The 24,529-nt window shown below is 59.7% G+C and carries 18 protein-coding genes; 2 read left to right on the forward strand and 16 right to left on the reverse strand.

Annotated features, from left to right (window positions below; all coding sequences use genetic code 11):
* Window positions 1–125: 125 nt before the first annotated feature.
* Together C2E19_RS06210 and C2E19_RS06215 are read right to left on the reverse strand one after the other, a co-directional pair.
* Window positions 126–524, reverse strand: coding sequence for a DUF4440 domain-containing protein (locus C2E19_RS06210; RefSeq protein WP_129389392.1), 399 nt, complete (start codon window positions 522–524; stop codon window positions 126–128).
* Window positions 521–1,891: an MFS transporter gene (locus tag C2E19_RS06215; RefSeq protein WP_129389395.1), complete on the reverse strand. Its 1,371-nt coding sequence runs from the start codon at window positions 1,889–1,891 to the stop codon at window positions 521–523. Before C2E19_RS06215 ends, C2E19_RS06210 begins: the two co-directional genes overlap by 4 nt.
* Before the next feature lie 109 nt (window positions 1,892–2,000).
* On the opposite strand from C2E19_RS06215, the gene C2E19_RS06220 reads away from it, so the two are divergent.
* On the forward strand, window positions 2,001–2,882 hold the full coding sequence (locus C2E19_RS06220) for a LysR family transcriptional regulator (RefSeq protein ID WP_129389398.1): 882 nt from the start codon (window positions 2,001–2,003) through the stop codon (window positions 2,880–2,882).
* Between the two features lie 96 nt (window positions 2,883–2,978).
* On the opposite strand, the gene C2E19_RS06225 is transcribed toward C2E19_RS06220, so the two are convergent.
* Both C2E19_RS06225 and C2E19_RS06230 read right to left on the reverse strand, forming a co-directional pair.
* Window positions 2,979–3,803: an SDR family oxidoreductase gene (locus C2E19_RS06225; RefSeq protein WP_129389401.1), complete on the reverse strand. Its 825-nt coding sequence runs from the start codon at window positions 3,801–3,803 to the stop codon at window positions 2,979–2,981.
* 36 nt (window positions 3,804–3,839) lie between these two features.
* Entirely contained in the window at window positions 3,840–4,304 is a 465-nt protein-coding gene (locus C2E19_RS06230) for a multidrug transporter (protein ID WP_129389404.1), read from the reverse strand.
* Window positions 4,305–4,483: 179 nt separating this feature from the next.
* Here C2E19_RS06230 and C2E19_RS06235 point away from each other — a divergent pair, with 179 nt between their 5' ends.
* Complete coding sequence (locus C2E19_RS06235; RefSeq protein WP_129389407.1) at window positions 4,484–7,309, forward strand: RHS repeat domain-containing protein; 2,826 nt, start codon at window positions 4,484–4,486, stop codon at window positions 7,307–7,309.
* Window positions 7,310–7,398: 89 nt separating this feature from the next.
* Here C2E19_RS06235 and C2E19_RS06240 read toward each other — a convergent pair whose 3' ends face one another.
* The 12 genes from C2E19_RS06240 to C2E19_RS06295 all read right to left on the reverse strand — a co-directional run bounded on the left by C2E19_RS06240 (window position 7,399) and on the right by C2E19_RS06295 (window position 24,340).
* On the reverse strand, window positions 7,399–8,850 hold the full coding sequence (locus C2E19_RS06240; RefSeq protein ID WP_129389410.1) for a mannose-1-phosphate guanylyltransferase/mannose-6-phosphate isomerase: 1,452 nt from the start codon (window positions 8,848–8,850) through the stop codon (window positions 7,399–7,401).
* A gap of 205 nt (window positions 8,851–9,055) precedes the next feature.
* Window positions 9,056–9,712, reverse strand: coding sequence for an alginate O-acetyltransferase AlgF (locus C2E19_RS06245; protein WP_007914291.1), 657 nt, complete (start codon window positions 9,710–9,712; stop codon window positions 9,056–9,058).
* 14 nt (window positions 9,713–9,726) lie between these two features.
* The gene (locus C2E19_RS06250; RefSeq protein ID WP_008077260.1) at window positions 9,727–10,902 is read right to left on the reverse strand and encodes an alginate O-acetyltransferase; all 1,176 of its coding nucleotides are present in this window, start codon (window positions 10,900–10,902) and stop codon (window positions 9,727–9,729) included.
* 10 nt (window positions 10,903–10,912) lie between these two features.
* The gene (locus C2E19_RS06255; protein WP_129389413.1) at window positions 10,913–12,478 is read right to left on the reverse strand and encodes an MBOAT family protein; all 1,566 of its coding nucleotides are present in this window, start codon (window positions 12,476–12,478) and stop codon (window positions 10,913–10,915) included.
* Window positions 12,479–12,910: 432 nt separating this feature from the next.
* A complete protein-coding gene (locus tag C2E19_RS06260) occupies window positions 12,911–14,035 on the reverse strand; it encodes a mannuronate-specific alginate lyase (RefSeq protein ID WP_129389416.1) in 1,125 nt (374 codons plus the stop codon).
* A gap of 8 nt (window positions 14,036–14,043) precedes the next feature.
* Window positions 14,044–15,504: an alginate O-acetyltransferase gene (locus C2E19_RS06265; RefSeq protein ID WP_129389419.1), complete on the reverse strand. Its 1,461-nt coding sequence runs from the start codon at window positions 15,502–15,504 to the stop codon at window positions 14,044–14,046.
* A gap of 10 nt (window positions 15,505–15,514) precedes the next feature.
* Window positions 15,515–17,101 (reverse strand): mannuronan 5-epimerase AlgG, encoded by a 1,587-nt coding sequence (gene algG, locus C2E19_RS06270; RefSeq protein ID WP_129389422.1) that lies wholly within the window; start codon window positions 17,099–17,101, stop codon window positions 15,515–15,517.
* Window positions 17,102–17,127: 26 nt separating this feature from the next.
* Window positions 17,128–18,609: an alginate export family protein gene (locus tag C2E19_RS06275; protein WP_129389425.1), complete on the reverse strand. Its 1,482-nt coding sequence runs from the start codon at window positions 18,607–18,609 to the stop codon at window positions 17,128–17,130.
* Window positions 18,606–20,108 (reverse strand): alginate biosynthesis TPR repeat lipoprotein AlgK, encoded by a 1,503-nt coding sequence (algK, locus tag C2E19_RS06280; protein WP_174823928.1) that lies wholly within the window; start codon window positions 20,106–20,108, stop codon window positions 18,606–18,608. The genes C2E19_RS06275 and algK overlap by 4 nt, the downstream gene beginning before the upstream one ends.
* A gap of 15 nt (window positions 20,109–20,123) precedes the next feature.
* Window positions 20,124–21,293 (reverse strand): alginate biosynthesis protein Alg44, encoded by a 1,170-nt coding sequence (locus C2E19_RS06285; RefSeq protein WP_129389431.1) that lies wholly within the window; start codon window positions 21,291–21,293, stop codon window positions 20,124–20,126.
* 35 nt (window positions 21,294–21,328) lie between these two features.
* Window positions 21,329–22,810 (reverse strand): mannuronan synthase, encoded by a 1,482-nt coding sequence (alg8, locus tag C2E19_RS06290; RefSeq protein ID WP_372238463.1) that lies wholly within the window; start codon window positions 22,808–22,810, stop codon window positions 21,329–21,331.
* A 213-nt stretch (window positions 22,811–23,023) separates the two neighbouring features.
* Entirely contained in the window at window positions 23,024–24,340 is a 1,317-nt protein-coding gene (locus C2E19_RS06295; RefSeq protein WP_129389437.1) for a nucleotide sugar dehydrogenase, read from the reverse strand.
* Window positions 24,341–24,529: the final 189 nt, after the last annotated feature.

A 24,529-nucleotide genomic window follows, 5' to 3' on the forward strand; every position in this document is an offset into this window, starting at 1 on the left:
TCGCGGGCAAGCCACGCTCCCACAGGTATCGCGGCGTTCATAGAGTCTGTGTACGCCCCAATACCTGTGGGAGCGGGCTTGCTCGCGAAGAGGGCGACGCGGTTTGTCATGGAAATACCGAACCATCATTCAGTGCAAAACGTCTCCTGCAAATGCCGCCAGACCATCCGCCCGGACGAGTCTTTTTCAAACACCACCGTCGAACGTCGATCCGTACTCAACCCGCTCGCATCCCTCTGCTGCTCGCGATAACTCACCGTCGCACCGCGCTCATGCAATGCAATTCCACGCATTTCACTGAGTTCGATCCTGAACCCGTTCTTCTTGCCGCCCGCCATTCGGAACAACGCTGCCAAGGCCTCGAAATCCAGTACTCGGCCCAGCGGTGAAACCATCGAAAACGCTGGCGCAAAACGCATCAACAGATGCTCCAGCGCAGCCTCATCCTGTTCCACGGAAAACCACTGTTCGATGGCTTCGTGTGCCTGTATCACTTCGGCAAAATATTCGTTGTAGTCAGTCATGTAGATTTTTCCTTGAGGGGATGGGGAGTCAGCAGGGCGAGCACTTTCGCCGAGTCAAACCGTAGAACGCTGACCATTGGCACGACCGTGAGCAGCGCCGCCGCGAGGAAGCAGTAGCGAAAACCATCGCCGCCCAATGCCCCCAGCAATGAGCTGAGCAACGCCGCGCCGAGGCAAAAACCAAGCTGGCGATTGATATTCCACAGCGCACTGGAGTGGCCCATTTTTTCTGCCGCGATGCCGACAAAGGCCAGGGTCTGCGCAGTGACGCTGCACAGACTGCCGCCCAGCCCCATCAGGGCGTAGGCGATGATCAGCGGGGCGCTCGCCGGTTGTTCGATGCGCATCAGCAGAACAATGCCGAGGCATTGCAAAAGCATGCCGGCGCCGAGCAACAGCTTGGGGCCTAGCCGGTTGAAGCTGCGTTTGCCGAGCATGATCGCGATGCCGGAACCCGCCGCCCATGGCAGCATCAGCGCACCGGTTTGCGCAGCGCCGACGCCGAGGTTGTGCAGGTACAACACGGCGATCATGTGAGTACCGGTGAACACGCCGGGGACGCACAGGTAAATCAACATCGCCAGACGTAATGACGGGTTCTTGATCAGTTGCAGATCGAGAATCGCCTCGGGTTTACGCCAGCCGTCGCGCAGATAAATGCACAGCGTCACAACGCTGAGCATCAATACGAAGAGGCCGAGCGTTCGGCTGTCGGTCTCGCTCACCAGACTGACGGCGATCAGCAACAAACTCAGTGCCGTTGCGGCTAGCAGCAAGCCGCGCGCATCCAGCGTCGGGCGTTCACTCGAAGGCTGATCGGGTTTCAACCAAAACAGGCCAAGGCCAAACGCGAGCAGCGCCACCGGCAAGTTCAAATAGAAAATCCATCGCCACGTCAACGCCTGAACAATCAACCCACCCGCCGCCGGCGACAATGCTGGCACCATCAGCGCCACCAACAACACCACGCCGGTGAAATGCGCACGCTGCGACGGCGGAAACTGTCGATACGCCAACGCCTGACCGACTGGCAGCAGCAATCCGCCACCCAGCCCTTGCAACAACCGCCAGCCAATCAAGCTTTCAATTGATCCAGCTTGCGCCACCAGCGCCGAGCCAATCCCGAACAACAGCAGTGAGGCGAGAATCAACCGCCGCTCACCCATCCGCGCCGCCAGCCACACGCTCAGCGGAATGATCAGCGTCAGGCCAAGCATGTAGGCGTTGCTGATCCACGCCAGTTGCGTGACAGACGCGTGCAATTGCTGAGCAATGTCGGGGTAGGCAATGCTGGCGACAAACATGTTCAGCAGGTCGAGGGCGAACCCTAGTAGATACACCAGCGCGACTTTCGAGCGATAAGCCATGGCAACTTCCCTGTGATGAGACGTGCAGGGTAGGGCGCTTTCAGTTATAGGAAAACGCTGGTTTGGCTGCTAGTTTGTCAAAATAATTTTGACAGGGAGTGCGCTGGATATGGTCAGCCTGGATCGTTTTGACACGTTCAAAGCCGTGGTGGAGGCCGGCTCATTGACGGCGGCCGCCGATACTTTGGGCCAGACCCGTGCCGTGGTGAGCTTCAACCTCAAGCGTCTGGAAGAGGAGTTGGGCGTCACGCTGCTCACGCGCAATACCCGGCAACTGGCGCTGACCGACGCTGGCGAACGTTTTTATCGACGCTGTCTACGCACCCTCGACGAAGCACGGCTGGCGATCGAGGAAGCGCGCTCCGAGCATTCACAGCTCAAGGGCACGTTGCGCATCACCACCACGGTGGAATTTGCCTTGGCTCAGGTGGTGCCGGCGCTGGAGGTGTTTCGCCAACAGCAGCCGCAGTTGAATATTCACCTGTCGACGTCTTCGACCCACGCCGATCTGATCTCCGAGCGCTTCGACATGGCGATTCGCCTGGGGCGCATGCACGACTCCAATCTGCGCGCGGTGCAGCTGTCGACGTTCGAAGTGTTTGCGGTGGCGGCGCCTGCGTTGATCGAGCGTTTTGCGCCGGTTGCCACACTGGCGACGCTGGAGTCGATGCCAACCTTGGGCCACGGACGAGTGCCCGAAATGACGGTCACCGACCCGGCAGGCGCGGAGCATGTCTACCAGCCAAAACCGGGGACCACCGCGATCGTTGCCGACAACTCGGCAACGCTCAGGGCGTTTGCATTGACCGGGCAGGGCGTGGCGATTCTGCCGCAATGGCTGATTCAGGATGATCTGGATGCCGGGCGGTTGCAGCGTTTGCTCCCCGACTACCGCTTTGCCCAGCAAGGGGTCTACGCGCTATACCCGGACACCCGACATCTACCGCTGAAAGTGCGAGCGTTCATCGACTTCATGAAAACCTGGAACTAATGACTCCCCTGTAGGAGCTGTCGAGTGAAACGAGGCTGCGATCTTTTGCTCTTCAAATCAACATCAAAATCAAAAGATCGCAGCGTGCCGCGGCTCCTACAGTTGCCCACCCAAACCGAACCGCTTCATCAATGTCGACTCCAGCAATCCCTTGGGCAGCAACAGCGCCAGCAATGGCAGCGCCCGGCAGCCATTGCCGATACGGATCAAGCGCGGTGGCTTGCGCTGCTGCACGGCTTTGAGCAACTCGTCTGCAAACTCATTGGCCGGCGTCGGCTTGTCCTGCGAAGCCCTGGCCCGGGCGCGAATGCCCTCGCGCAGGGGAAACCATGGCGATTGTTCATTGATCAACAATTCGGCTTCATGCCCGGCATTCCTGGCGAAGCTCGATTGAATCGCTCCCGGTTGCACTTCCATCACGCGAATGCCGAAGGGCGCCAGTTCCATGCGCAACGCGTCGGTCAGCGCATGCACCGCCGCTTTCGACGCGCAGTAAGCGCCGGCAAACGGCGTGACCAGCACCCCCGAGACACTGCCGATATTCACCACCAGGCCTTTGGCCCGGCGCAATACCGGGAACAGCGCCCGCGTCACGCCGACAATTGAAAACACGTTGGTTTCGAACTGGCGCTGCATCGCCGTGACACCGCCATCGAGCAGCGGCCCCATGGCGCCATAACCGGCGTTGTTGATCAATACATCGAGGCCGCCGTGTTGCTGGTTGATCCGCTCGCCGAGTTGTTCCAGCGCCCCACTGTCATTGACGTCCAGTTGCACCGCAGTGAATCCGGCACTGCCCAATGCAGCAACATCCTCAGCCTTGCGTGCACTGGCCCAGACTTCATAGCCCGCCGCTTTGAACGCATCGGCAAGGGCGCGGCCAATGCCGCTGGAACAACCGGTAATCAACGCAACGGGCATGGCGCATTCCTTGTGCAAAAAAAGCGAGGAGAGTGATCAGTCGGAGAAACTGCCTTGCAAGCGCTCGGCGCGGAACTCCAGGGTTTGCGGGCGATAACCGGGACGCAGCGGCGGCAGCGGCAAACAGTCTTGCCAATTGCCACCGGCCTGCAATTCACCGGGGCCGCGATAACGTGGGGCAGTGTACTGATTGTCGGCGAGATTGACCGTGTCACCCGGCGCGTAGGCGGCGATGCGCCAGCGCAGTTCGGTCAGCGGCACGCTGTTGCCATTGTTCATATTCAGTTGCAACGGACGATCAGCCGGGCATTGCTCGGGCGCGTAACTGATGCGCAGCTCAAGGCGCGCCAGTTGCTTGATCTCGCGGTTGTCCAGCCAGACGACCCACATCGCCACCAGACCGAGGCCAATCGCGGCGGCCACTGAAACCGGCAAGGCCTTGGCCGGGTAGCGCAGCAACAGGACCAGCCAGGTGATGACCAGCAGGATGCCGATGAACATGTTCGAGTCTCCGCAAGCACGTGAACTTCATCCTACCGAAGGGCAAGGCAAATGGACATGAAGGCGATCGGCTTTTGCCGCCGGTCGGCACTGTCATTTCTGTCAGTAGGCAAAGCCTTGCGTAACTGCTCAGATGCTCAGCAGGACCTGAAATCGCCTTTGCCCTGCGGAGTAGCGCAATGGATGTGCACTACAAAACGCCTCAACTCGTAGTCGTCGACCCCCGCGGGTTAACCGTTTGCAGCCTTGATTACTGGCGCGCAGACGCCAGCCTTGCGGCGCAATTGCGTACCAACCGAACGGCGTATGACGAGGCCGGGCGCACGACCCGGCAGTGGGATCCGCGATTGTCGGCGCAGCAAGTCAGCGACCCGCAAACACCGGCCAACCTGACAACGGTTTACGCCCTCAGCGGTCAGGCACTGCGCACGGACAGCGTCGATGCTGGGACGCAGATCGAATTGCCCGGGCTTGCGGCGCAAGTGCTGATGAGTCGGGACAGCCGCAGTACTGTCCGTGAAATCGAGTATGACGTAATGCTGCGTCCGCTGGCGGTGTTCGAAACAGCGCCTGCGCAGCCGCAGCTATGTGTCGAGCGTTTGGTCTATGGCGCGCCGGGGCAGGGCGAGCAAGCGCGAAACCAGTTCGGTCAGTTGATCCGTCACGACGATCCGGCCGGCAGCCTGCAGTTCAAGAGTTTTGCGCTCAGCGGCCAGAACCTCGAAAACACTCGGCACTTCACGCAGGAACTGGTCAGTACGAACTGGCCCGAACCGATCGACGAGCGTTCACAGTTGCTGGAGCCTGGCGACGGCGCGACCAGTCGTTGGCGTTTCGGTGCACAAGGGCAAGTACTTGAACAAATCGATGCGCGGGGCAATCGGCAACGCTTCGCCCAGACGGTCGATGGCCGGTTGCACGCTATCTGCTTGCAAACCAAGGGGCAGCCCGTCGAGAAACCTCTGGTCAGTGATATCCATTACAACGCCGACGGCCAGGTCGAGCAGGAAACGGCCGGCAACGGTGTGCGAACGAGTTTGAAGTATCGGCCACAGGACGGTCGTCTGATGAGCCGTCACGCGCGTAGCTATGGTGGTGCGTTAATACAGTATCTGATCTATGCCTACGACCGGATGGGCAACGTTGTCAGTATCAAGGATCAGGTAATGCCGATCCGCTATTTCGCCAACCAGCGAATCGAACCGCTTAACGAGTTTTTCTACGACAGCCTCTACCAGTTGATCGTGGCGACCGGCTGGGAGGCCGGTGCGGCAAGCCAGGGCACAGGTTCGCCCGGTCGTGTTGACCCGCGGGCGCTCAGCAACTATCGGCAGACTTATCATTACGATGCCGGCGGCAATCTGACGAAGCTGGATCATGTTGGTGTACAAGTCCACGGACGTGAGCTGCAAGTTGCCCGCTACAGCAATCGTGCCTTGCCTTATATCAACGGCGTGCCGCCCGGCGAAGCGCAGATCGCGGCGGCGTATGACACTCGCGGCAATCTGCTGGCGCTCGATCAAGGGCATGACGTGCAGTGGAATCTGCGCAATCAGCTGCAATCGGTCAGCCCGGTGGAGAGGGCAAGTGGACTCGACGACCGCGAAGTGTATATGTATGGCGCCAGTGGTCAGCGCGTACGCAAGATCCGTTCGCTGCAGACCGGCGCGCGCACCGTCATCAACGAAGTGCGCTATCTGCCGGGGCTGGAGTTGCGCATCGACAGTGCTGGCGAGGTATTGCAGGTCATTTCGGCACAGACCGGGCTCAACAGCGTCAACGTGTTGCACCGGGAAAGTCCGCTACCTGCGGACAGTAATGATCAGTACCGTTACCACTTCTGCGACCACCTCGGATCGGCCAGTCTTGAACTGGGCGAACACGGGCGAATCATCAGTCAGGAAACGTTCTATCCGTTCGGCGAGACGGCCTGGAGCCGGGAGTCCGAAGTCAGTTATCGAACGATTCGCTACTCCGGTAAAGAGCGCGATGCAACGGGACTGTATTACTACGGTTACCGGTATTACATCCCGTGGTTACAGCGCTGGATGAATCCGGATCCCAAAGGCTATATCGATGGCAGCAACTTATACAGAATGGCGTTGAACAACCCGATTACCTATATCGATAACGATGGGGCGGTTACTCGAAAACAGTTGACCAATGGCTTGTGGGAACCGGTCATTGCGTCAGCTTCCGATCGCCAGATTCCCGCCCTCGCATTCAGGGATAAAGGCGAGCCCAATCGGTTTGTACCTGCGATGGGCAACCCGACCAATATCGGCAAGGCATTGCAAGCACCTGAGTTCGGCAAGGTGGTGGTCGACACCAAGTTTTTAGATCCGACGCCCGGGCGTTATTCCAAAGCTGTCGTCAGCGGCCTCAGTAATACCGCCGGCGGCGCCGAATTCATCTTCACCATGGATAAACTGACTTACTCAGGCGCAAGCAGTGGTGCTTTCAACGCATTGAGAATTGTCGACATCGCTGCCGGCGAGATGCCTGATAAAGCCAACGCGGTTGCCGGCTATTGGGCACCTCAGGGGGGCTATGTCGATATCCCCGTCAATCCGTCCGGGGTCCAGCCAGATCATGTCTTCACCCCGGCCTTCAGTGGTTGTTCGTTGACGGTCGAGCAGTTGAACAAAAACGCTCTTCGAGTGCGCCATGTGGAAGGGGGCAAGGAGGATGCCCAGTTCAATAACCTGCCTCGCAGCGAGCGTGGTTTAGGCCTTGGTGCAGCGATGGAGTACCCCGATTACGGGTTTGCCACTAACGACAATGGACAAATGCAGGAGTTTAAAAACGCTTTCGCATTCATGAAGTTTGATCGAAAACAGCAGGCCTGGAATATCCATTATCAGACCGTTGAAGGAACAGCCAGTATCACGCGTTATCAACCGGGCAAGAGGGGCGTGTTTACCAAAACCAATGCCAGTGTATCCGCGCATGCCTTTATTAAAATCCGCCAGTCGATGAGCAAACGCGTGGCGATCGCGCGTTAACCGGCAAGGGCATGAAAAAAGCCCCCGCCCAACCCACTGCGGATAGGGGACGCAGCGGGCTGGACGGGGGCTTCCTGTGTTGCTGAACGTTATTGCGCGATGGTCTTCACCGACACGCCGCGTTCGATCGGGGTGGAGCGGCCATAGATATCTTCGAAGCGTTCGATATCGTCTTCACCCAAGTACGAACCCGACTGAACTTCGATGATTTCCAGCGGGATCTTGCCCGGGTTGCGCAGGCGATGCACCGAGGCGATCGGGATGTAGGTCGACTGGTTTTCGCAGAGCAGGAATACGTTTTCATCGCAGGTCACTTCGGCAGTGCCGCTGACCACGATCCAGTGTTCGGCGCGGTGGTGGTGCATCTGCAGCGACAGGCACGCGCCCGGTTTCACCGAGATGTGCTTGACCTGGAAACGCCCGCCCATGTCCACCGAGTCGTACGAGCCCCACGGACGATAGACTTCGCAATGGTTCTGGGTTTCGCTGCGGCCCTGCTCGTTGAGCGTGTTGACCATCTGTTTGACGCCCTGAACCTTGTCCTTGTGGGCAATCATCATCGCGTCTTTGGTTTCGACCACGACGATGTTTTCCAGACCGATCACCGACACCAGTTTGCCGTTGCCGTGGATCATGCAGTTCTTGCTGTCCTGGATCACCACGTCGCCTTTGGTGACGTTGCCGTTGGCGTCTTTCTCGTTGACTTCCCACAGCGACGACCAGCAGCCGACATCACTCCAGCCAGCGGTCAGCGGCACGACGCAGGCGCGCTGGGTTTTTTCCATGACGGAGTAGTCGATGGAATTGTCCGGGCAGCAGGCGAACGTGGCTTCGTCCAGCGTCACGGTGTCGGCATCCTGTTCGCTGCGCTCAAGGGTCAGCAGGCAGGTGTCGTAGATGTCCGGATCGTGCTTTTTCAGCTCTTCGAGGAAGCGGCTGGCGCGGAACAGGAACATGCCGCTGTTCCAGTAATAACCGCCGGATGCGACGTACTCGGTGGCACGTTTGACGTCAGGTTTTTCGACGAAGTGCGAGACGCGGCTGACGCCTTCGGGCAACAGCGAATCACCGGTGGACTTGATGTAGCCGTAACCGGTTTCCGGTTTGGTCGCCGGCACGCCGAACAACACCATTTCGCCGTTTTCAGCCGCGACGGTGGCGAGGGCGAGGGCGCGTTGCAGGGCTTTCTGGTCTTCCAGCACGTGGTCGGCCGGCAGCACCAGCATCAGTTCGTCGCGACCTTCATTGACCAGCATCATCGCAGTCAGCGCCACGGCTGGCGCGGTGTTGCGGCCAAACGGTTCCATCAGGATGCGCTGCACTTCCAGATTGCGGTTGCTCAGCTGCTCGTTGACGATGAAGCGGTGATCCTTGTTGCAGACCACGATCGGGGTGTCCATGCCTTCGAACACCAGACGTTCGAGGGTCTGCTGGAACAATGTGTGTTCGCCGGTCAGGGCGAGGAATTGCTTGGGAAACTGCTTACGCGAAAGCGGCCAAAGACGTGAACCGCTACCACCTGACAAGATCACCGGAATCATATTGTTTACTCCATAAAATCGATTGGTTAGAGGCACGAACGCTGTGTCGTTTCACTCTTGTTTTTGTCTCGTACCGAGAGGCGGTCTCATGTAGGTGCTGCCGAAGGCTGCGATCTGTTGATCTTGATCCTGAGAAAAATCAAAAGATCGCAGCCTCGTTGCACTCGACAGCTCCTACAGGGGGCAGCGTCTCATCGGGAATTTGTTAGCGAGTCGATACCGGGCGTTTTACCCAGACTGGCGACAGGCTGCTGCCGCTGCCGGTGACGTACAGCACCGCGGCTTCACCGCGTTCCAGGGCGACTGGTTTGACGTCGCCGACTTTCTTGTCACCTTCGTACAGCGCCAGGCTGACTTTCACCGGGTTGATTTCACGCTCGCCACGGCCCTTGGCGGCCACGTTCGGCACTACGTCGGTCTTGCCGTCGGCGGTCTTCAGGGTCAGCGGTTTGTCGCTGAGGTTCTGCACGCGCACCAGGGATTTCTGCTTGTTCTTGAACGGCGGCTCTTCGATCAGTTGCGGCGCGCCGGAAGCGTTGTTGACCAGGGTGTAGTAGTGGTCACCGGCGAGTTTCACCGGCAGGGTCTGGCTGCCGACCTTGGCGCTGTAATCACCGCCCGGCATGAAGCTGAAGTCGCTGCTGGCCAGTGGCGCAACGTCGCTCAGGTTGGTGCTGCCGACAGTCGCGCTGACTTCAGCGTTGCTGGCGTTGTACACACGCACAAAGGTCGAGCCTTTCGGTGCGGTCGGGCCGTACAGCGCGGCATCGCCACCGGCGAAGGCAGGGACGGAAAGCACGCTGAGGCCAGCAACCAATGCGAAGCTTTTAGCGAGACGACGAGGAGTAGTAGTGAAAGTCATGGTGTACCTCTCTTTCAGTTTTGCGCCCGATCGGGCGTCTCGGATTTAGTGTTGATTGCTACGTTTTGTTGGCGCGCGCCGGCTTGTTTAAGCTCTGCGACCCACTGCGGGTCGGCGTCGCCGATTTCGTTGTTCACAGGCAGATATCGTTCAGGAAACTCCCAGATCAGCACCTGTGGCGGGCTGTTCTTGAAGTCATCGCTTTTCAGGTAGCTGAGCATCGGCAGGATCGGGCCGTGGCCGTCTTCGGCGTAGCTCACCACGTCGCTGTGCAGCGCTTGTTTCAGGGCACCGACGAAGTTCCAGTTGGGGTTGGCGCTGTAGCTGGTGCCGACCAGCGCCACCGGCACTTCATTGCTGGCGAACAGCGCGTCGTCACCGGCAGGCTGATCGCCAGCCGCGACGGTGTTGCGCTTTTGCAGCGGCTCTTGCGCCGGCATCAGGTTTTCAAACAGCGGATCGAGCGGCAGGAACAGACGCAGGTCGCCCTTGTGCGTGACCTTCTCCGCTGGCGTGGTGACGAAGCGCTGTGGCTCGCCGCTGAGCGGGAACTTGTCGGCGATGGTTTTCGCCAGGGTGTTCGCCGCGATCTCCGCGCCCTCAGGCGTCCAGTGCGTATCGGTGCGCAGGAACACTTGCTGACCGCTCTGCTTGGCCTGCTGGAACGGCTTGAGCAGGTCAGGGGCGAGGATCTTGTCGGCGGCTACACGAGCATGGAAATCCTGATAGAGATTTTCGTGAATGCTCGCCGGTTTCACTTCACCCAGATGCTCTGGGTACAGACGAACCTTGGCCGGCACGATCGCCATCACCAGTTTCACGCCTTTCGCTTTCAGGGTCTGGCGCACGCCTTCAACCAGCGCGTAGTTGCCTTGCAGGTTCAGCTCTTCGTTGACGATCGGGTTGAATTCTTCATCGCTGTACAACCACTGATCGCGACCGAGCACCACGCCCGGACGACCTTCGTTGAACAGTTTGAAATCCAGCGCGGCCCAGAGATTGGTGCCCAGACGCTTGATCGGGAATTCATCGTCGTAGTGCGTTTCCACAGCCTTGGTCCAGCGACCGTTGAGCACCGTTGCCTCGGCATTGGTGCTGAAGCCGAAGAAGCTGCGAACCGACCACAGACCCAAGACCAACAGGGTCACCAGGAACAGGGCGATGTAGAAGATGCGTAATGAGCGGGTCATGTCAGATCCCTCAGAACTGGAAGTAAAGGAACGGCGAGAAGCTTTGCGCCGAGAGTTTGAGAATCGAGGCGATGAACAGCAGCAGGATCAGACCGCGCATCACGTAGCGCGACCAGTCCGCGCTCCAGTAGGCCGGTTGCACCTGGGCTTCGACGCCGACGGTGTAGCCAGGCTCATGGATGCTCGCCGGGTTTTCGCCAGGGGCTGCCTTGATCATTCCCGGAGTCGCCGTGGCAGGGCCGTTGGCCTCGACGTTGACTTCAGGTTTGGCCTTGGCCGGCGGCTGGTTGGTGTACAGATCACGCAGGCCGAAGAAGGCCAACGTCACGTACGCCACAACCAGAGTTGCCACTTGCAGACCGGTAAGGCTGGCCTGATTGAGTTCCGACAGCGACCAGTCGCCGAAGCTGAACATTGCGCCGTACATGCGGCCGGCAACGTGCAGGTTCTCGGCACGGAAGATCACCCAGCCCATGACCACCAGCAGGAAGGTCAGCGCCCAGCGGATCGGGTTGATGCTGCGCGGCGAGGTGTTCAGGCCCAGCGCTTTTTCAATCGCCAGCCACATGCCGTGCCAGGCGCCCCAGACGATGTACGTGATGTTCGCGCCGTGCCACAGACCACCGAGCAGCATGGTCAGGAACAGGTTGCGATAGGTCATCAGCGTGCCTTTACGATTACCGCCGAGGGTGATGTACAGGTAGTCGCGCAGCCAGGTCGACAGGCTGATGTGCCAGCGACGCCAGAACTCGGTGATCGACTGACTGATGTACGGCTGCTTGAAGTTTTCCATGAAACGGAAACCCATCATCAAGCCCAGACCGATGGCCATGTCGCTGTAACCGGAGAAGTCGAAATACAGCTGCGCGGTGTACGCCAGCGCGCCAAGCCAGGCATCGCCGGTGGTCGGGTTTTGCAGGGCGAAACAATGGTCAGCGACCACCGCGAGGGTGTCGGCGATGAAGACCTTCTTGATGAAACCCTGCATGAACCGCGTGCAGCCCTCGGAGAACTTGTCGAGGGTGTGCGTGCGGTTGTTGAACTGGTCGGCGAGGTCGCGGAAACGCAGGACCGGGCCGGCAATCAAGTGCGGGAAGATCGCCACGAAGGCGGCGAAGTCGATCAGGTTGCGCGTGGCCGGGGTGTCGCCGCGATACACGTCGATGATGTAGCTGATCGACTCGAAGATGTAGAACGAGATACCGATCGGCAGCAGTACGTGGGTGAGGATGAACGGCGACAGACCGACCGACGTCATCATCGCGTTGATGCTGTCGACGCCGAAGTTGGCGTACTTGAAGTAGCCGAGGATGCACAGGTCGACTGCGACACCGAGCAGCAGCCAGCGCTGCGCCGGTTTGGTCCGTACGCCGGCGGCACCGACTTTCAGGCCGATCCAGTAGTTCCACAACGTGACGGCGGCGAACAGCGCGAGGAAGTCCACACGCCACCAGGCGTAGAAGACGTAGCTGGCGATCAGCAGCAGCAAATTGCGATAGCGTTGCCCGCTCAAGTAGTACAAGCCGAGAAAGATCGGCAAGAACAGAAACAGGAACACGTTGGATGAAAATACCATCCCGATCTCTCCATGTTTGAACCAACAGTCAAGGGCCAAAGCCCCCCCAAACCCCCCGTGGTAGTGGAGGGGTGATGCGTGTTTGCTTGAGGTTTCGGGGAGGCCTTCAGACCGCGCCCCTCACCCCCCGCCCTCTCCCGGAGGGAGAGGGAGCCTGATCTCTGGTGATGCCAATATCGAGATCGACTCGGTATTTCATTTCGGCGTAACTCGCACAGCCACCTCGGTCAGCCCCCTCTCCCGGAGGGAGAGGGGGCCTGATCTCCATGGTTTTCAAAAATGGAGATCGCCCCGGTATTTCTGTGCAGCCTGATCTCGATTGTTTTTCAACACCTGAGATCGACTTGATGTATCAGGTCGGCGGATTTCTCAAAAACACCTCGGTCAGTCCCCTCTCCCTCCGGGAGAGGGTTAGGGTGAGGGGCTTTTGCTTCATGAACCTTTGTTGCCCTTTTCATGGGACGGGTCGTAGACCTTGGTCAGGTCGCCTCCGAGGCGGAAGGTTTTGAACGGCTGCATGCCATGCTTCTTCTCGATGACATCCGGCGCACAGGTGTAGAGCGTGCAGAACGGTTCGAGCCAGGCGAATTTCATGTCCTCTTTCAAGTCGGTCATGTCCTGCTCTTTGCCGTTCTTCTTCTCGAATTCATCCGGGTCTTTCACCCCCGACAACACCCGATCACCCAGGCGTTTCAGCGCACCATTGTTCTCCTGACGCAAATCAACACCGTTGACCTGGGCAAAACTGGCGATCATCGCCAGCGGCGGCAGCGCGTAGTTGTGATAGGCGAGGGCGCGTTGCTGGCGCTTGAGTTCGTTCGGCAGGAAACCGTCGGCATCGACTTGATTGGCGCCGACCTTGTATTCCTTCACCGCCCAGTCAAACAGGTCGCGGCGGTTGGTCGCGACCGAGGTCGCCATCACCGACCAGGCGGCCCAGTACGAGTGGTTGTTGGTTTTTTCCAGCGGCAGGTTGTCCCAATCGCTGACCACCTGGTCGGCCATTTTGCTGAACCACGCTTCGATCACCTGCGCTTCCTGCTGATGCTGCGCCAGCGGATGCGAGTCGGAGAACTTCAGGCGAATGTACGAAGAGGCCATGCTACCCAGCGCCCATTTGCGCATCGACTTGCCGGTGTGGTTGAAGTCTTTCGACATCAACGCATCGGCCTTTGCCCACGCGGTCAGCCAGTTCAGCGTGCAATCTAGCTGCTCCGGACGACCGTCGCGCATGAACTGCATCACCCGTTTGGCGGTGCCGCGTTCGAGCGTGGTGATGTCTTTGGTGGTGTCGCGGAAGGCTTTTTCCGACTGCACGTTCAGCGTCGAACGCGCCTTGTCCGATCCTTCGTATTTGCTGCGAAATTGCAGCGGCCCGGTGTACGGCGCCGGCATCGCATCGCAGCCTTCGCTGTTGTCCCCGGTCTTGAATTTATCCACAGGCGCAAAATAGCCCTGTGGTGGACGCAGTGGCGCGGCGGCCTGAGTCGCCCCGGCGAACATCGCCAGGCTCAGCAGCGTCGGTGCCAGAAAAGATTTCAATTTCGGATTTCGCATAGCAGACCTCATTGCCCGACCTGAGCGGTTTGTTGCCCAGCACCCGGGAATACGTTGCGTTTGCAGATTTTCGCTTCGACTTTCTGAGGCGCGGTGCCCGCTTCCGGACCCTGGACTTCGACCGCCAGCAGGTTTTGCGAGGCCCAGTCTTCGTCCGTGCGCAGCTCAAAGGCGAAACGACCGTCGGTGTCGGAGGTTTCCGGTTTCTCTATCTTGATGTCCTCGTGGCGACCGTTCATGTACCAGAGGGTGGCTTGCAGGGTTTTCACCGAAGGGTCGGCGAAGCGGATATCGACCTGATGGCTGCTGTTCTGCAGGTTCAGGTTCTTGCTGTTGACCAGCAGTTCTTGTTTGCCGCCAGGCTTGAGCGTGGTGCTCGCAGTCATCTGTGCGTCTTTGCCTTCGCAGCCGTTGTCGAGAAGAGACATCATCTGGCGATAGATGGTTTCCTGGTCGAGGCGGTACAGCGGCGAGAATTCCCAGATGAGGATTTTCGGCGGAGTCTTCTGGAATTCGTCGCTGCCCAGGTACTGCAACATCGAACCTTCCAGACCGCCGCCGGGGAAGGCGACGTTGAGAATGTCGGCGCCGATGGCTTCTTCGAGGAAGCCGGCGAAGTTGTAGTTCTTGCCGCTGTGCGAGGTGCCGACCAAGGTAATTTGTGGATTGCCGGAATCACCGAACAGATCGCCGTCACCCGCTTCACCCTTAGGCTCGGTGGTGAACTGGTCCATGTACTGAATCGCGTAACTGGTGCCGCACAGTTGCCCGGCCATGTTGTGCAGGGTGCCGGTTTTGCCCATGCGCCCGGAACGCTTGGTTTCGAATTCACGCTTGGGCACGTCGGCGAAGGCCGGGATCTGCTTGACCTTCTCGGCGACGATTTTCGCCGTGCGCTGTGCGCCGTATGGCGTCCAGTGTTGGTCGCCACGGAAGTAGAAATCGTGGGCGGGCAGGGTGTCCGGCAGCGATTCGTTGGTCAGCGGCGACAGGTCTGGCACGACGTAACCCATCTTGGCGAAACGGCCGAGCATGGTCTTGTAGTTGCCCAGCGCTTTCTCGTAATCGAACGCGGCTTTTTCCTGCGGGTTGAGCTTGTTGCGATTCACCAGGCCACGGGTCGGCTGGTAAACGATCACCAGCTCAACGCCTTTGGCCTTGAACGCATCGTGCAGTTGTTGCAGGCGTTTGTAGCCGGCCGGGCTGGTGTTGAACTCGGTGCGCAGATCTTCCTGAGTGCGGAACAACCAGTCGCCTTGCGCCTGCACCAGCGTGGTGAAGTTCTGCTGATAGCGCGTGGTGTAGTTCTTCGCGTCATGCGCAGCCGGGCACAGGTTGCAGCACGGTTCGGCGCTGAACTTCGGCGGTGTCGCAGCGGCGCCTTCATCGGCGCGGGCGACGTTGCTGGCCGCGAGAATGCCCACGGTCAGGGCCGACAGGCTGAGTAATCTGATCAAGTGTGGGTGCATAAAATTATCCTCAGTCCTGCATTTCGGTCTGGCGTTCGACAGGGTCGATCAGCACGGCTTTCTGCTGGCGCACCAGCAGATCGAGAATTTCATCCTGGCGCTCGCCGAGGATGCCGTTGAAGCTGATGCCGCTGGATTTGGTCGGCGCCAGCATCGACACGCGATACAGCTCGACACTCAACGGTGAATCGATCGACAGCGGGCCGCTGCCATTGGCCGCCAGCTCACCGCCAACGACGATCAGCGACACCTGCGCATCGAACGGATCGAGCTTGATGTCACGGTCGGTGTCGCTCAGGTCCTTGATGTGGCCGTAGACGCCGGTCAAGCCGTTGGCCATGGCGACGTTTTCGTAGAGGCGAATGTTCACGCTGTTACGAATGCGGATGCCGTGGCGCTTGTTGCTGATGACCTTGTTGCCCCACAGCAGGTTGTCGGCGGACTCGTAGAGGGTGATGCCGTCAGTGTGGTTCTTGTAGATCTCGTTGTAGGCAATGACGTTGTTGACGCTGTTACGGTCGATCACCAGGCCCGAGAGGTGGTTGTCGAAGCTCTTGTTGTTGAAGATGAAGCTGTCGTTGACCTCACGGGAAATAATGATCCCGTGCTTCTTCTTCGTACCGTGCACGGTGTTCTCGGCAATGATCAGGCCGTGGGAACGGTCGTGCGGGTCGATGCCGTAAACGATGTTGTCTTTGTAGGTGTTGCCCTTGACCACGAAGTCGCGGGTCTCGTAGCAGTAGAAGCCGTACCACATGTCGGAGAACTCGGAGCCGACGATCCAGCCAGTCGGTTCAGGACGCTTGAGCACCTTGGCCATGTTCGGCGTGTACTGGGAAATACTCACGCCGTACGACTTACTGTTGGCGTAGCCGAAGCTGGCCATTTTGCTGTTGACGATGTAGGTCTCGGTGCCGCCCCAGGCGAGCAGGAATGGACGGAATTCCTTCGGCGAACGGAAGGTCGCCGGGCCGTTGTCCTTCTCGCGCCAGCCAGTGATTTTGGTGTCACGCACAAACAGCTGACCGTCGTTGACCAGGAACGAACCGGCCTCTTGCGACAGGCGCAATTCCTGAGTCTGGCCGTCGATTTCGAGGATGCCTTTGCGGCCGACAACGATCGGCAGCTTCGACAAATACACGCCCGGCGAGGTCTCGCTGAAGTACTGCTTGGGCAGTTTCTTCGCCAGATCCTTGAGGTTCAGGTAGCCGTCGTCGACGAAGATCGCCTGCGGGATGCCGTGCTGACGCACCACCCATTCGGCCATCTTGTTGTCGCCGCCGATGAAGTCCTTCAGGGCGTCTTCCTGCATCATCCGGCGCACGCTGATCTTGCCTGGTTTGCTACGGACGATTTTCGCCGCAGCGGCTTCGGCAGTGAAGCCGGAAAGGTCAGGCAGTTTCGGCTTGGCCAGTTGCAGCGCCTCGGTCGGCGCGCTGCTGACGGTGTAGGTCTTGGCTTGCTGCAGCTCTTTGGCCACGGTGGCTTGCTTGGCCGGTTGTGGCGCCGTTGGCTCCACATTGGCGAAGGCGCCGGCGCTGGCCAGCAGCATCGCGCCGGCCAGCAGGCTGAGTGAGCCTGTCCTGGTGCTGATCATGTCGGGCACTCCCTTGGCGGTTTGCATCAGAAGCGCCAGATCACGTCGATGAACGCGCGGTGCATGTACGAATCAACCTGCTTGCCGTAGGCATCGCCCGGTTTGAACACACCGCCACGGAAGCGCACGAGGGCCGAAGGCTCATCGATCGACTGGCTCAACGCCGCCGGCAACAGGCCTTGCTTGAAGTACTTGGTGACGACCAGATCCATTTCCTGACCGAGGTCCTTGTTGCCGTCTTCAAGCGGCAGCGAGGTGCTGGACAGGATTGCGCCGGTGGCGTCGTCGGTGTTGTTTTCCACGGCGTTGATGCCGTTGCTGCCCACCGGTTTGTTGCCGTCGACACGCCAGAACTTGTGATAGATCAGGCTGGCGTCGTACTCGTCGTTGACCATCCACGAACCGAACAGGGTCGCGGTCTGCATGTTGTTCATTTCGCCACGGAAGGCTTCACCGAAACGGTGAACGCGCGAACGGGTACCGGTGTAGTTTGAGCGGTTGCTCTCCAGACCGTTCTGCTCGTAATCGGCGCTGGCGCGGGCATACGCACCGCCGACTTGCCATTGCGGATCAAGGCGCAGGCGCACACCAATGTCAGTGGCCCAACCGTTGACGTCATCGCTGCGCTTGGCTTGCGCCGGGCGCGAACCATCGGCGTTCAGCGCGTTGACCGAGTCGCGGTCGCCGCTCATGCCGGTGATGCTGCCCCAGTAGTTGACGGTGTTGGTGTTGCGCCAGTTGTAGGCGTCGCTGTCAGCGGTGAGGCCGAGCCAGCTGATGTCGCCGTTCTGGGTTTTATCCAGTGAGTCGCGCGGTACACCCGGTTCGGCGTAATCGAGTTTGCCGTCATCGTGGGTGTGGTGACCGCGAATCCCGACCCATTGCCCCGGCGTCCACTGGTAAGCGGCATCGGCGTAGGCGTGCAGGCGATCCTTGTCTTTCGGCGCCAGCTCTTTCAAGTCGGTGCGGTATTCGCTGAAGCGTTCGGCGACACCGGCGTTGGCGCGCAGCAGGGTGGTGTCGAAGGTCCAGTTCAGCGCTTCGATGTTGGTATCGCGCCATTGGCCGTCGTCATTGCGCAGACGTTGACGACCGAGCTTGAGGATCTCGCCGGGGTAGGGCGTGAAGCCGCTGTAGCCGACCCAGAACTCGCGCATTGCCAGGTAGTTTTTCTTGGTTTCACGATCACCGCTATCGGTGGTTTGTGCACCGTCGGATTGTTGCAGGGTGTCGGTTTCAATGATGTCGGTCGAGGTCACGGCCTGGCCCATGGCGTAGGCGCTCCACGCGCCGCTTTCGCCGTAGATCCACGGACGCAGGTCGAGGCCGACGCCGTTGACGTCGCCACCGCTGGCGGTGCCGAGGTCACGGTCGTCTTCGGACTGGCCGGTGACTTTCACTTCGAGGCCGAAGTTCTTGGTTTCAGTCATCGCGGCCAGTGTCGGGCAAGACCAGATCAGCGCGAAGGTGAGGCCAATACCGGCCTTCACGAATGGATTCAACTTCATAATTTTTCCTCGCCGTCTTCTTCTTGCAGGGCGTGCAGTTGCAGCGTGTTCTGGTTCAGAGCGCCACGGCTGGCTTGCTCCTGTTGCAGCAGACGCTGGGCTTCGGCCAGACGCTCGGGCGGCAGTTGCGCGGCGAGGGTGGTCGCCAGCTCATCGGCTTGCGGGGTGTTTTGCGCCTTGGCCAATTGGCTGAACACGTAGGCGTTGAGCGGATCGGGCTTGGTGCCCTTGCCTTGGGAGAACAGTTGGGCGATGGCGAAGTCGGCGCTGTTCTGGCCGTTGCGTGCAGCGGTCAGCAAGTGGTCGAGAGCCTTCTGCGGGTAGACCTTGCCGAGGTAGCCACGGCGATAGATCTGGCCGAGGTAGTAGTCGGCGGCGACTTCGCGGCCAACGGCTTTCTGGAAATGTTCTTCGGCGACTTTGGCGTCGGCCGGAACCATTTTTCCTTCGTAGTAGAGCTTGCCCAGCAACAGCTCGGCGCGCGGTTGATCGGCGGCGCGGCCGTTGTCGAGGTACTTCATCATCTGATCGACGTCGCCCAGTTCGGGATAGTCGTAGAGCAACTGCGCGAGGGTCACCCACGATGCCGGGTAGCCCGGAGCGATCGGCTCAAGCAACGACTGCGCGGTTTTCTCATCGGTCTTGCCCAGGGTCGAGTCGGCCAGTACGCGGGCCACGGAATCGACGCGCTGCGCGGTGACGGTGCCACGGGCGTGACCGGCCTGCAGTTGCTTGATCAGCTCGGCTTGTTGCTCAGGCTGGGCGCGTTTCTGGTAAACGGTGGCCAGTTCGACGTAGCAGATGTCGGTGGTGTTGAGCGCGGCTTTGCAGATTTTTTCCACGTCATCCAGATGCTGGTCGTAGGTGCCTTGGGTGCGATACAGCAGCACCTGGGCCAGACCCGCTTCCGGGTAACCGGATTTGCGCCACTGATCGATCTGCTGCTGCGCGTTGATGTTGGGGAAGCTGTGCGGGTATTGCAGGTAGAGCATCGCCAGCGGGATCAACGTGTTGCCTTCGCCATTGGCGGCGGCTTTTTTCAGCAGGCTTTCGGCTTCGTGGTGCTCGGCTTCGGTGGAACCCGGTTTGGCCACCAGCAAGCGACCGAGACGCGCCTGGGCACGCGGCGAAACACTGGCCGCTGCACGATAAGTCGCTTCGGCCTGTTTCATTTGCTCAGGGTCACGGCTGTCGACCTGGATATCGGCGAGGCCGACTTGCGCCTCGCTGTAACCGAGGTCGGCCAGTTGCTGATAGTTCTGCGCGGCGGTGGCGGTGTCGCCACGTTTCAGCGCTTCGTTGGCCAGACGCTGATCGGGCAGGCCGGCGCAACCGGCGAGACTGACTGCCAAAGCCAGCGAGCACACCACTAGTCCCATGTGGGAGCGAGCCTGCTCGCGAAGCAGTCGACTCGGTACATCAGACAAACCGTGCTGACCCTTTCGCGAGCAGGCTCGCTCCCACAGGGTCGGCGGAGTGTTCAAGATAGGAATAGTCACAGGCATGTCCTCGACTTAAAGACCGGCAGCCATGGCTTTGTCGATCAGCCAGTTCAGGTTCGGGCCACGGTCGCTGTTCACTTCCACCGGGCGGCCGGCGAAGCTGCTGTCGAGCGGCTCGTCTGGCTGGATCTGCACGCGGATGTCGGAGGACAGGTCGGCGCTTTTCAGGCTGGTGCTGCTGACGATCTTGCCGGTGCGGGTCTTGTCTTCGCCGGCGATCTGGAAGCTCACCGGGGTACCCGGACGCACGTCGCCGAACTGGCGATAAGAGAAGCGGGCATCAACGGTGGCCTGGGTGTTGCGCGGTACCAACTGGAAGATCACATCGCCCTTGCTCGCGTACTGACCGTCAGCCACCAGTTGCTGAGCCACGGTGCAATCGCACGGCGAAGTCAGGGTGCCGGTCATTTGCTTGCCAAAGAGTTCTTCAACCTTGGCCGGGGCCAGTTGGTCTTCGTCCAGATGCCCCTTGAGCACGTCGAGCATGCTGGTGCTGAAGGTCGCCAGTGGCGCGCCTTTCGCTGCGACGCCGTCGGACTTGATCAGGCTCTGCACGGTGCCGTCGCGCGGCATGGTGATGTTCATCCCCGGCACGCTGACGAGGCCAGCCTGCGCGTGGCTGACGAAGTACATGCCGTACACCGATTTGAAAATGAAGCCCGCCGCAACCAGACCGACGACAAACACGCCGGCGCTGAAGGTCACTGCCTTCAAACGACCGAACGGGGTCATGCCGGAGCCACCGTCCTTGACCTTGCGCGCCTTGGTGAAATTGTCGCGCTGCAGGGTCGCCAGCACTTCGCCGATGCTGACGATGTCGCCGGCCAGGTGCGAGGTGATCAGGTGGCGCAGGGTGGAAATGTCCTGCTGCTCGAGGTTCTGGAACTGGCAACCAACACGGCCGGTCTGGCGGTCGTAGGAACGCACTTGCAGTTCAACGTCCATGGCCAGGCCGAGGTTGTCGATGACGAATTGCAGACGCGCCTTGTACACCTCGCCAAGGGTCAGCGGCATTTGCCCGGCGTTGAACGCCAGACCACCGGCAGACAGGTCGATGACCCGCGCTTCGACCGGTGTCCGGTCAGGGCCGAAGAAGCGCAGTTTGGCCGGGATTTTCACGCGGGCGTGTTGGCGCTGGGCTTCGGATTCATGCACTACGTTGACGTTCACGGCGGTATTCATAGGGGCGATTTCCTTGTTAATTCAATAGGGGCGGGTCAGACCATCATCAGCAGCACGGCGACAAAAATGCTGCCGGCGGAGAAGGTCATGGTCCGAGACGACCAGGTGTTGAACCAACGTTGAAAGCTGGCGAGATCACGGGTCAGGGAAGTGGGTTGGCGCGTCCAGGATTGTTGGTCGAGGCGGAAGAACACGTAGATCTTCACCATCGCGCCGACGATCTGGTTGTAATAAAGAATCGCTGGATAAGCCGGGCCGATCCGGTGACCGGAGCATGACAACAGCAGGGTCAGAATCAGGCGGGTGATGCCGATCCACAGCAGGTAAACGAGGATGAACGCGGTGCCGTATTTGAAGCTGGCGATGATCGCCACGGTCAGACCGAGCAGCGAGGTCCACATCGAAACGCGCTGATCGAACAGCACCACCGAGGTGAAGGCGCCGAGGCGTTTCACACCCAGGCCCAGCGCTCGCGAGTTCTGGCGCAGGTTGTTGCCGTACCAGCGGAACATCAGTTTGCGGCTGGCCTTGATGAAGCTCTTCTCCGGCGGGTGTTCAACGGTGTTGATCGCCGCGTCAGGCACGTAGAAGGTGTCGTAGCCGAGGCGCATCAGGCTGAACCAGCTCGACTTGTCGTCGCCGGTCAAGAACTTGAAACGGCCCAGACGCCAGTGTTGCAGCGAGTCGCTTTCAACGTCGGCGATGAATTCCGGGTTGGTCACCACTGATGCTTTGAACACCGACATACGGCCGGTCATGGTCAGCACGCGCTTGGACAGGGCCATCGAGCACATGTTGATGTGGCGCTGGGCGAAACGCAGCTTGTGCCATTCGCTCATGATGTAGCCGCCGCGCACTTCGCAGAACTCGTTGGTGGTCAGGCCGCCGACGTTGCCGAACAGCTGGAACCACGGCACGGTTTTACGCACGGTGCCTTCGCCGAGCACGGTGTCGCCATCGATCACGGCCACCACGGCGCGGTCGTCCGGCAGGTGACGAGAGATCGCGCGGAAACCATAGGCGAGGCCATCACGTTTGCCGGTGCCGGGAATCCGCACGAAGTCGAGTTTGACGCGTTCTGGCGGATTCATCCGCGCCCACAGCGCCTTGACCAGCAGCTCATCGGACATTTCCACGATGGAGCAGACCACGGTGGTCGGCAGTTCGCAGTCGATGGCTTCGCGGATCACCGAGCTGTAGACCTGCGCCGTGGTCAGCGCGTCGATACGGAAACTGGTGACCATCAAAAACACATGCGACGGGTCTGCAGCCTTACCCAGCTTGCGCACTTTGCGGCGCAGGTGCGGGTAGACGATGTAGAGGAAAATCATGCCGCGCACAAAGTGCGTTGCACCCATCGAGTAGCGCCAGATACCCACGGCGCCAATCAGGAAAATGAAGTCCTTCGACTCGGAGTCGAATGTGGACGTGGGCAGCATCAAGGCCAGGCCCATCAACAAACTTAGGTAAAACAGCCAACCGGCGGCCTGAAGTAGGCCGTGTTTTAGCCTGTGCATAATCTGCATCCGTCTCTATCTCGGGGCGGGCCCGATGGGGTTAAGGCAGGCTTACAAAAACTTGCAAGGACATGTAGGAGCTGCCGAAGGCTGCGATCTTTTGATCTTTCGCTTGGGATTTTGGTGTTCCCGAAAAGATCGCAGCCTTCGGCAGCTCCTACATTTGGGGTCTGTTGCACGGCGTCGCGAGGGCGGCGCCGTGCAACGTCTGCCTTACCAGCAGATACCTTCGGTACGCGTACCGGTGTCGGTGGCTTTGGCCATGAAGCCGACCAGGTCGATGACCTGTTTGCCGTGCGGCGCTTGTTGGGCCAGCGCGCGGAATTTCTCGTCGCGGTTACCGAGGATGATCACGTCGGAGTTGTCGATCACCGAATCGAAGTCCGCGTTGAGCAGGGACGACACGTGCGGGATTTTCGACTCGATGTAGTCCTTGTTCGCGCCGTGAACACGGGCGTACTCGACGTTGCTGTCGTAGATGCTCAGGTCGTAACCCTTGCCGATCAGCATCTCGGCCAGTTCCACCAGCGGGCTTTCGCGCAGGTCATCGGTGCCGGCTTTGAAGCTCAGGCCGAGCAGAGCGACTTTGCGTTTGTCGTGGCTTTCAACGATGTCGAAGGCGTTTTGCACTTGCGATTCGTTACTGCGCATCAGCGAGTTGAGCAGCGGCGCTTCGACGTCCAGCGAACCGGCGCGGTAGGTCAGGGCGCGCACGTCTTTCGGCAGGCACGAACCGCCGAAGGCGAAGCCCGGGCGCATGTAGTACTGGGACAGGTTGAGGGTCTTGTCCTGGCAGACCACTTCCATCACTTCACGGCCATCGACGCCAACCGCTTTGGCGATGTTGCCGATCTCGTTGGCGAAGGTCACTTTGGTCGCGTGCCAGACGTTGCAGGTGTACTTGATCATCTCGGCAACGGCGATGTCCTTGCGGATGATCGGTGCGTCGAGTTCTTCGTACAGCGATTGCAGAACGTCGCCCGAAGCCTTGTCGAACTCGCCGATGACGGTCATCGGTGGCAGGTCGTAGTCGGCGATGGCGGTGGATTCACGCAGGAATTCGGGGTTGACCGCGACGCCGAAGTCGACACCGGCCTTCTTGCCCGAGCAATCTTCGAGAATCGGGATCACTACGTTGGCGACGGTGCCCGGCAACACAGTGCTGCGCACGACGATGGTGTGGCGGGTGGTTTTTTCACGCAGAACAAAACCGATCTCGCGGCACACGGCTTCGATGTAATTCAGTTCGAGGTCGCCGTTCTTTTTGCTTGGCGTGCCGACGCAGATCATCGACAGGTCAGTGTCACGAATCGCTTCGGCGAAGTTGGTCGTGCCACGCAGACGACCGGTCTGGATACCCTGTTGCAGAAGTTCGCCCAGGCCCGGTTCAACAATGGGGGATTTGCCAGCGTTGATCATGTCGATCTTGTCTTTGGCAACATCGACGCCAACCACGTCATGGCCCCGTGCAGACAGGCAACCGGCACATACTGCGCCAACGTAACCCAAACCAAATATGCTGATGCGCATCGCAATTACCTCTGTATATATCAGGCCTTAGAAGGCCGGAGTTAATGGTGTTCAGCGTTCACTAGTGCACTCGAAAGTGCGGCTTACAGGCGCCACAATGCCGTGTGCAGGCATACAAAGTTTCGAGTGTCTAAATAAGTGCACTCAAGATGTGCGCAACCAGGCCTTATAGTTATGACTTGCCCTGTT

The organism is Pseudomonas sp. DTU12.3 (genome assembly GCF_004124275.1).
In the GTDB taxonomy this organism is placed as follows: domain Bacteria; phylum Pseudomonadota; class Gammaproteobacteria; order Pseudomonadales; family Pseudomonadaceae; genus Aquipseudomonas; species Aquipseudomonas helmanticensis.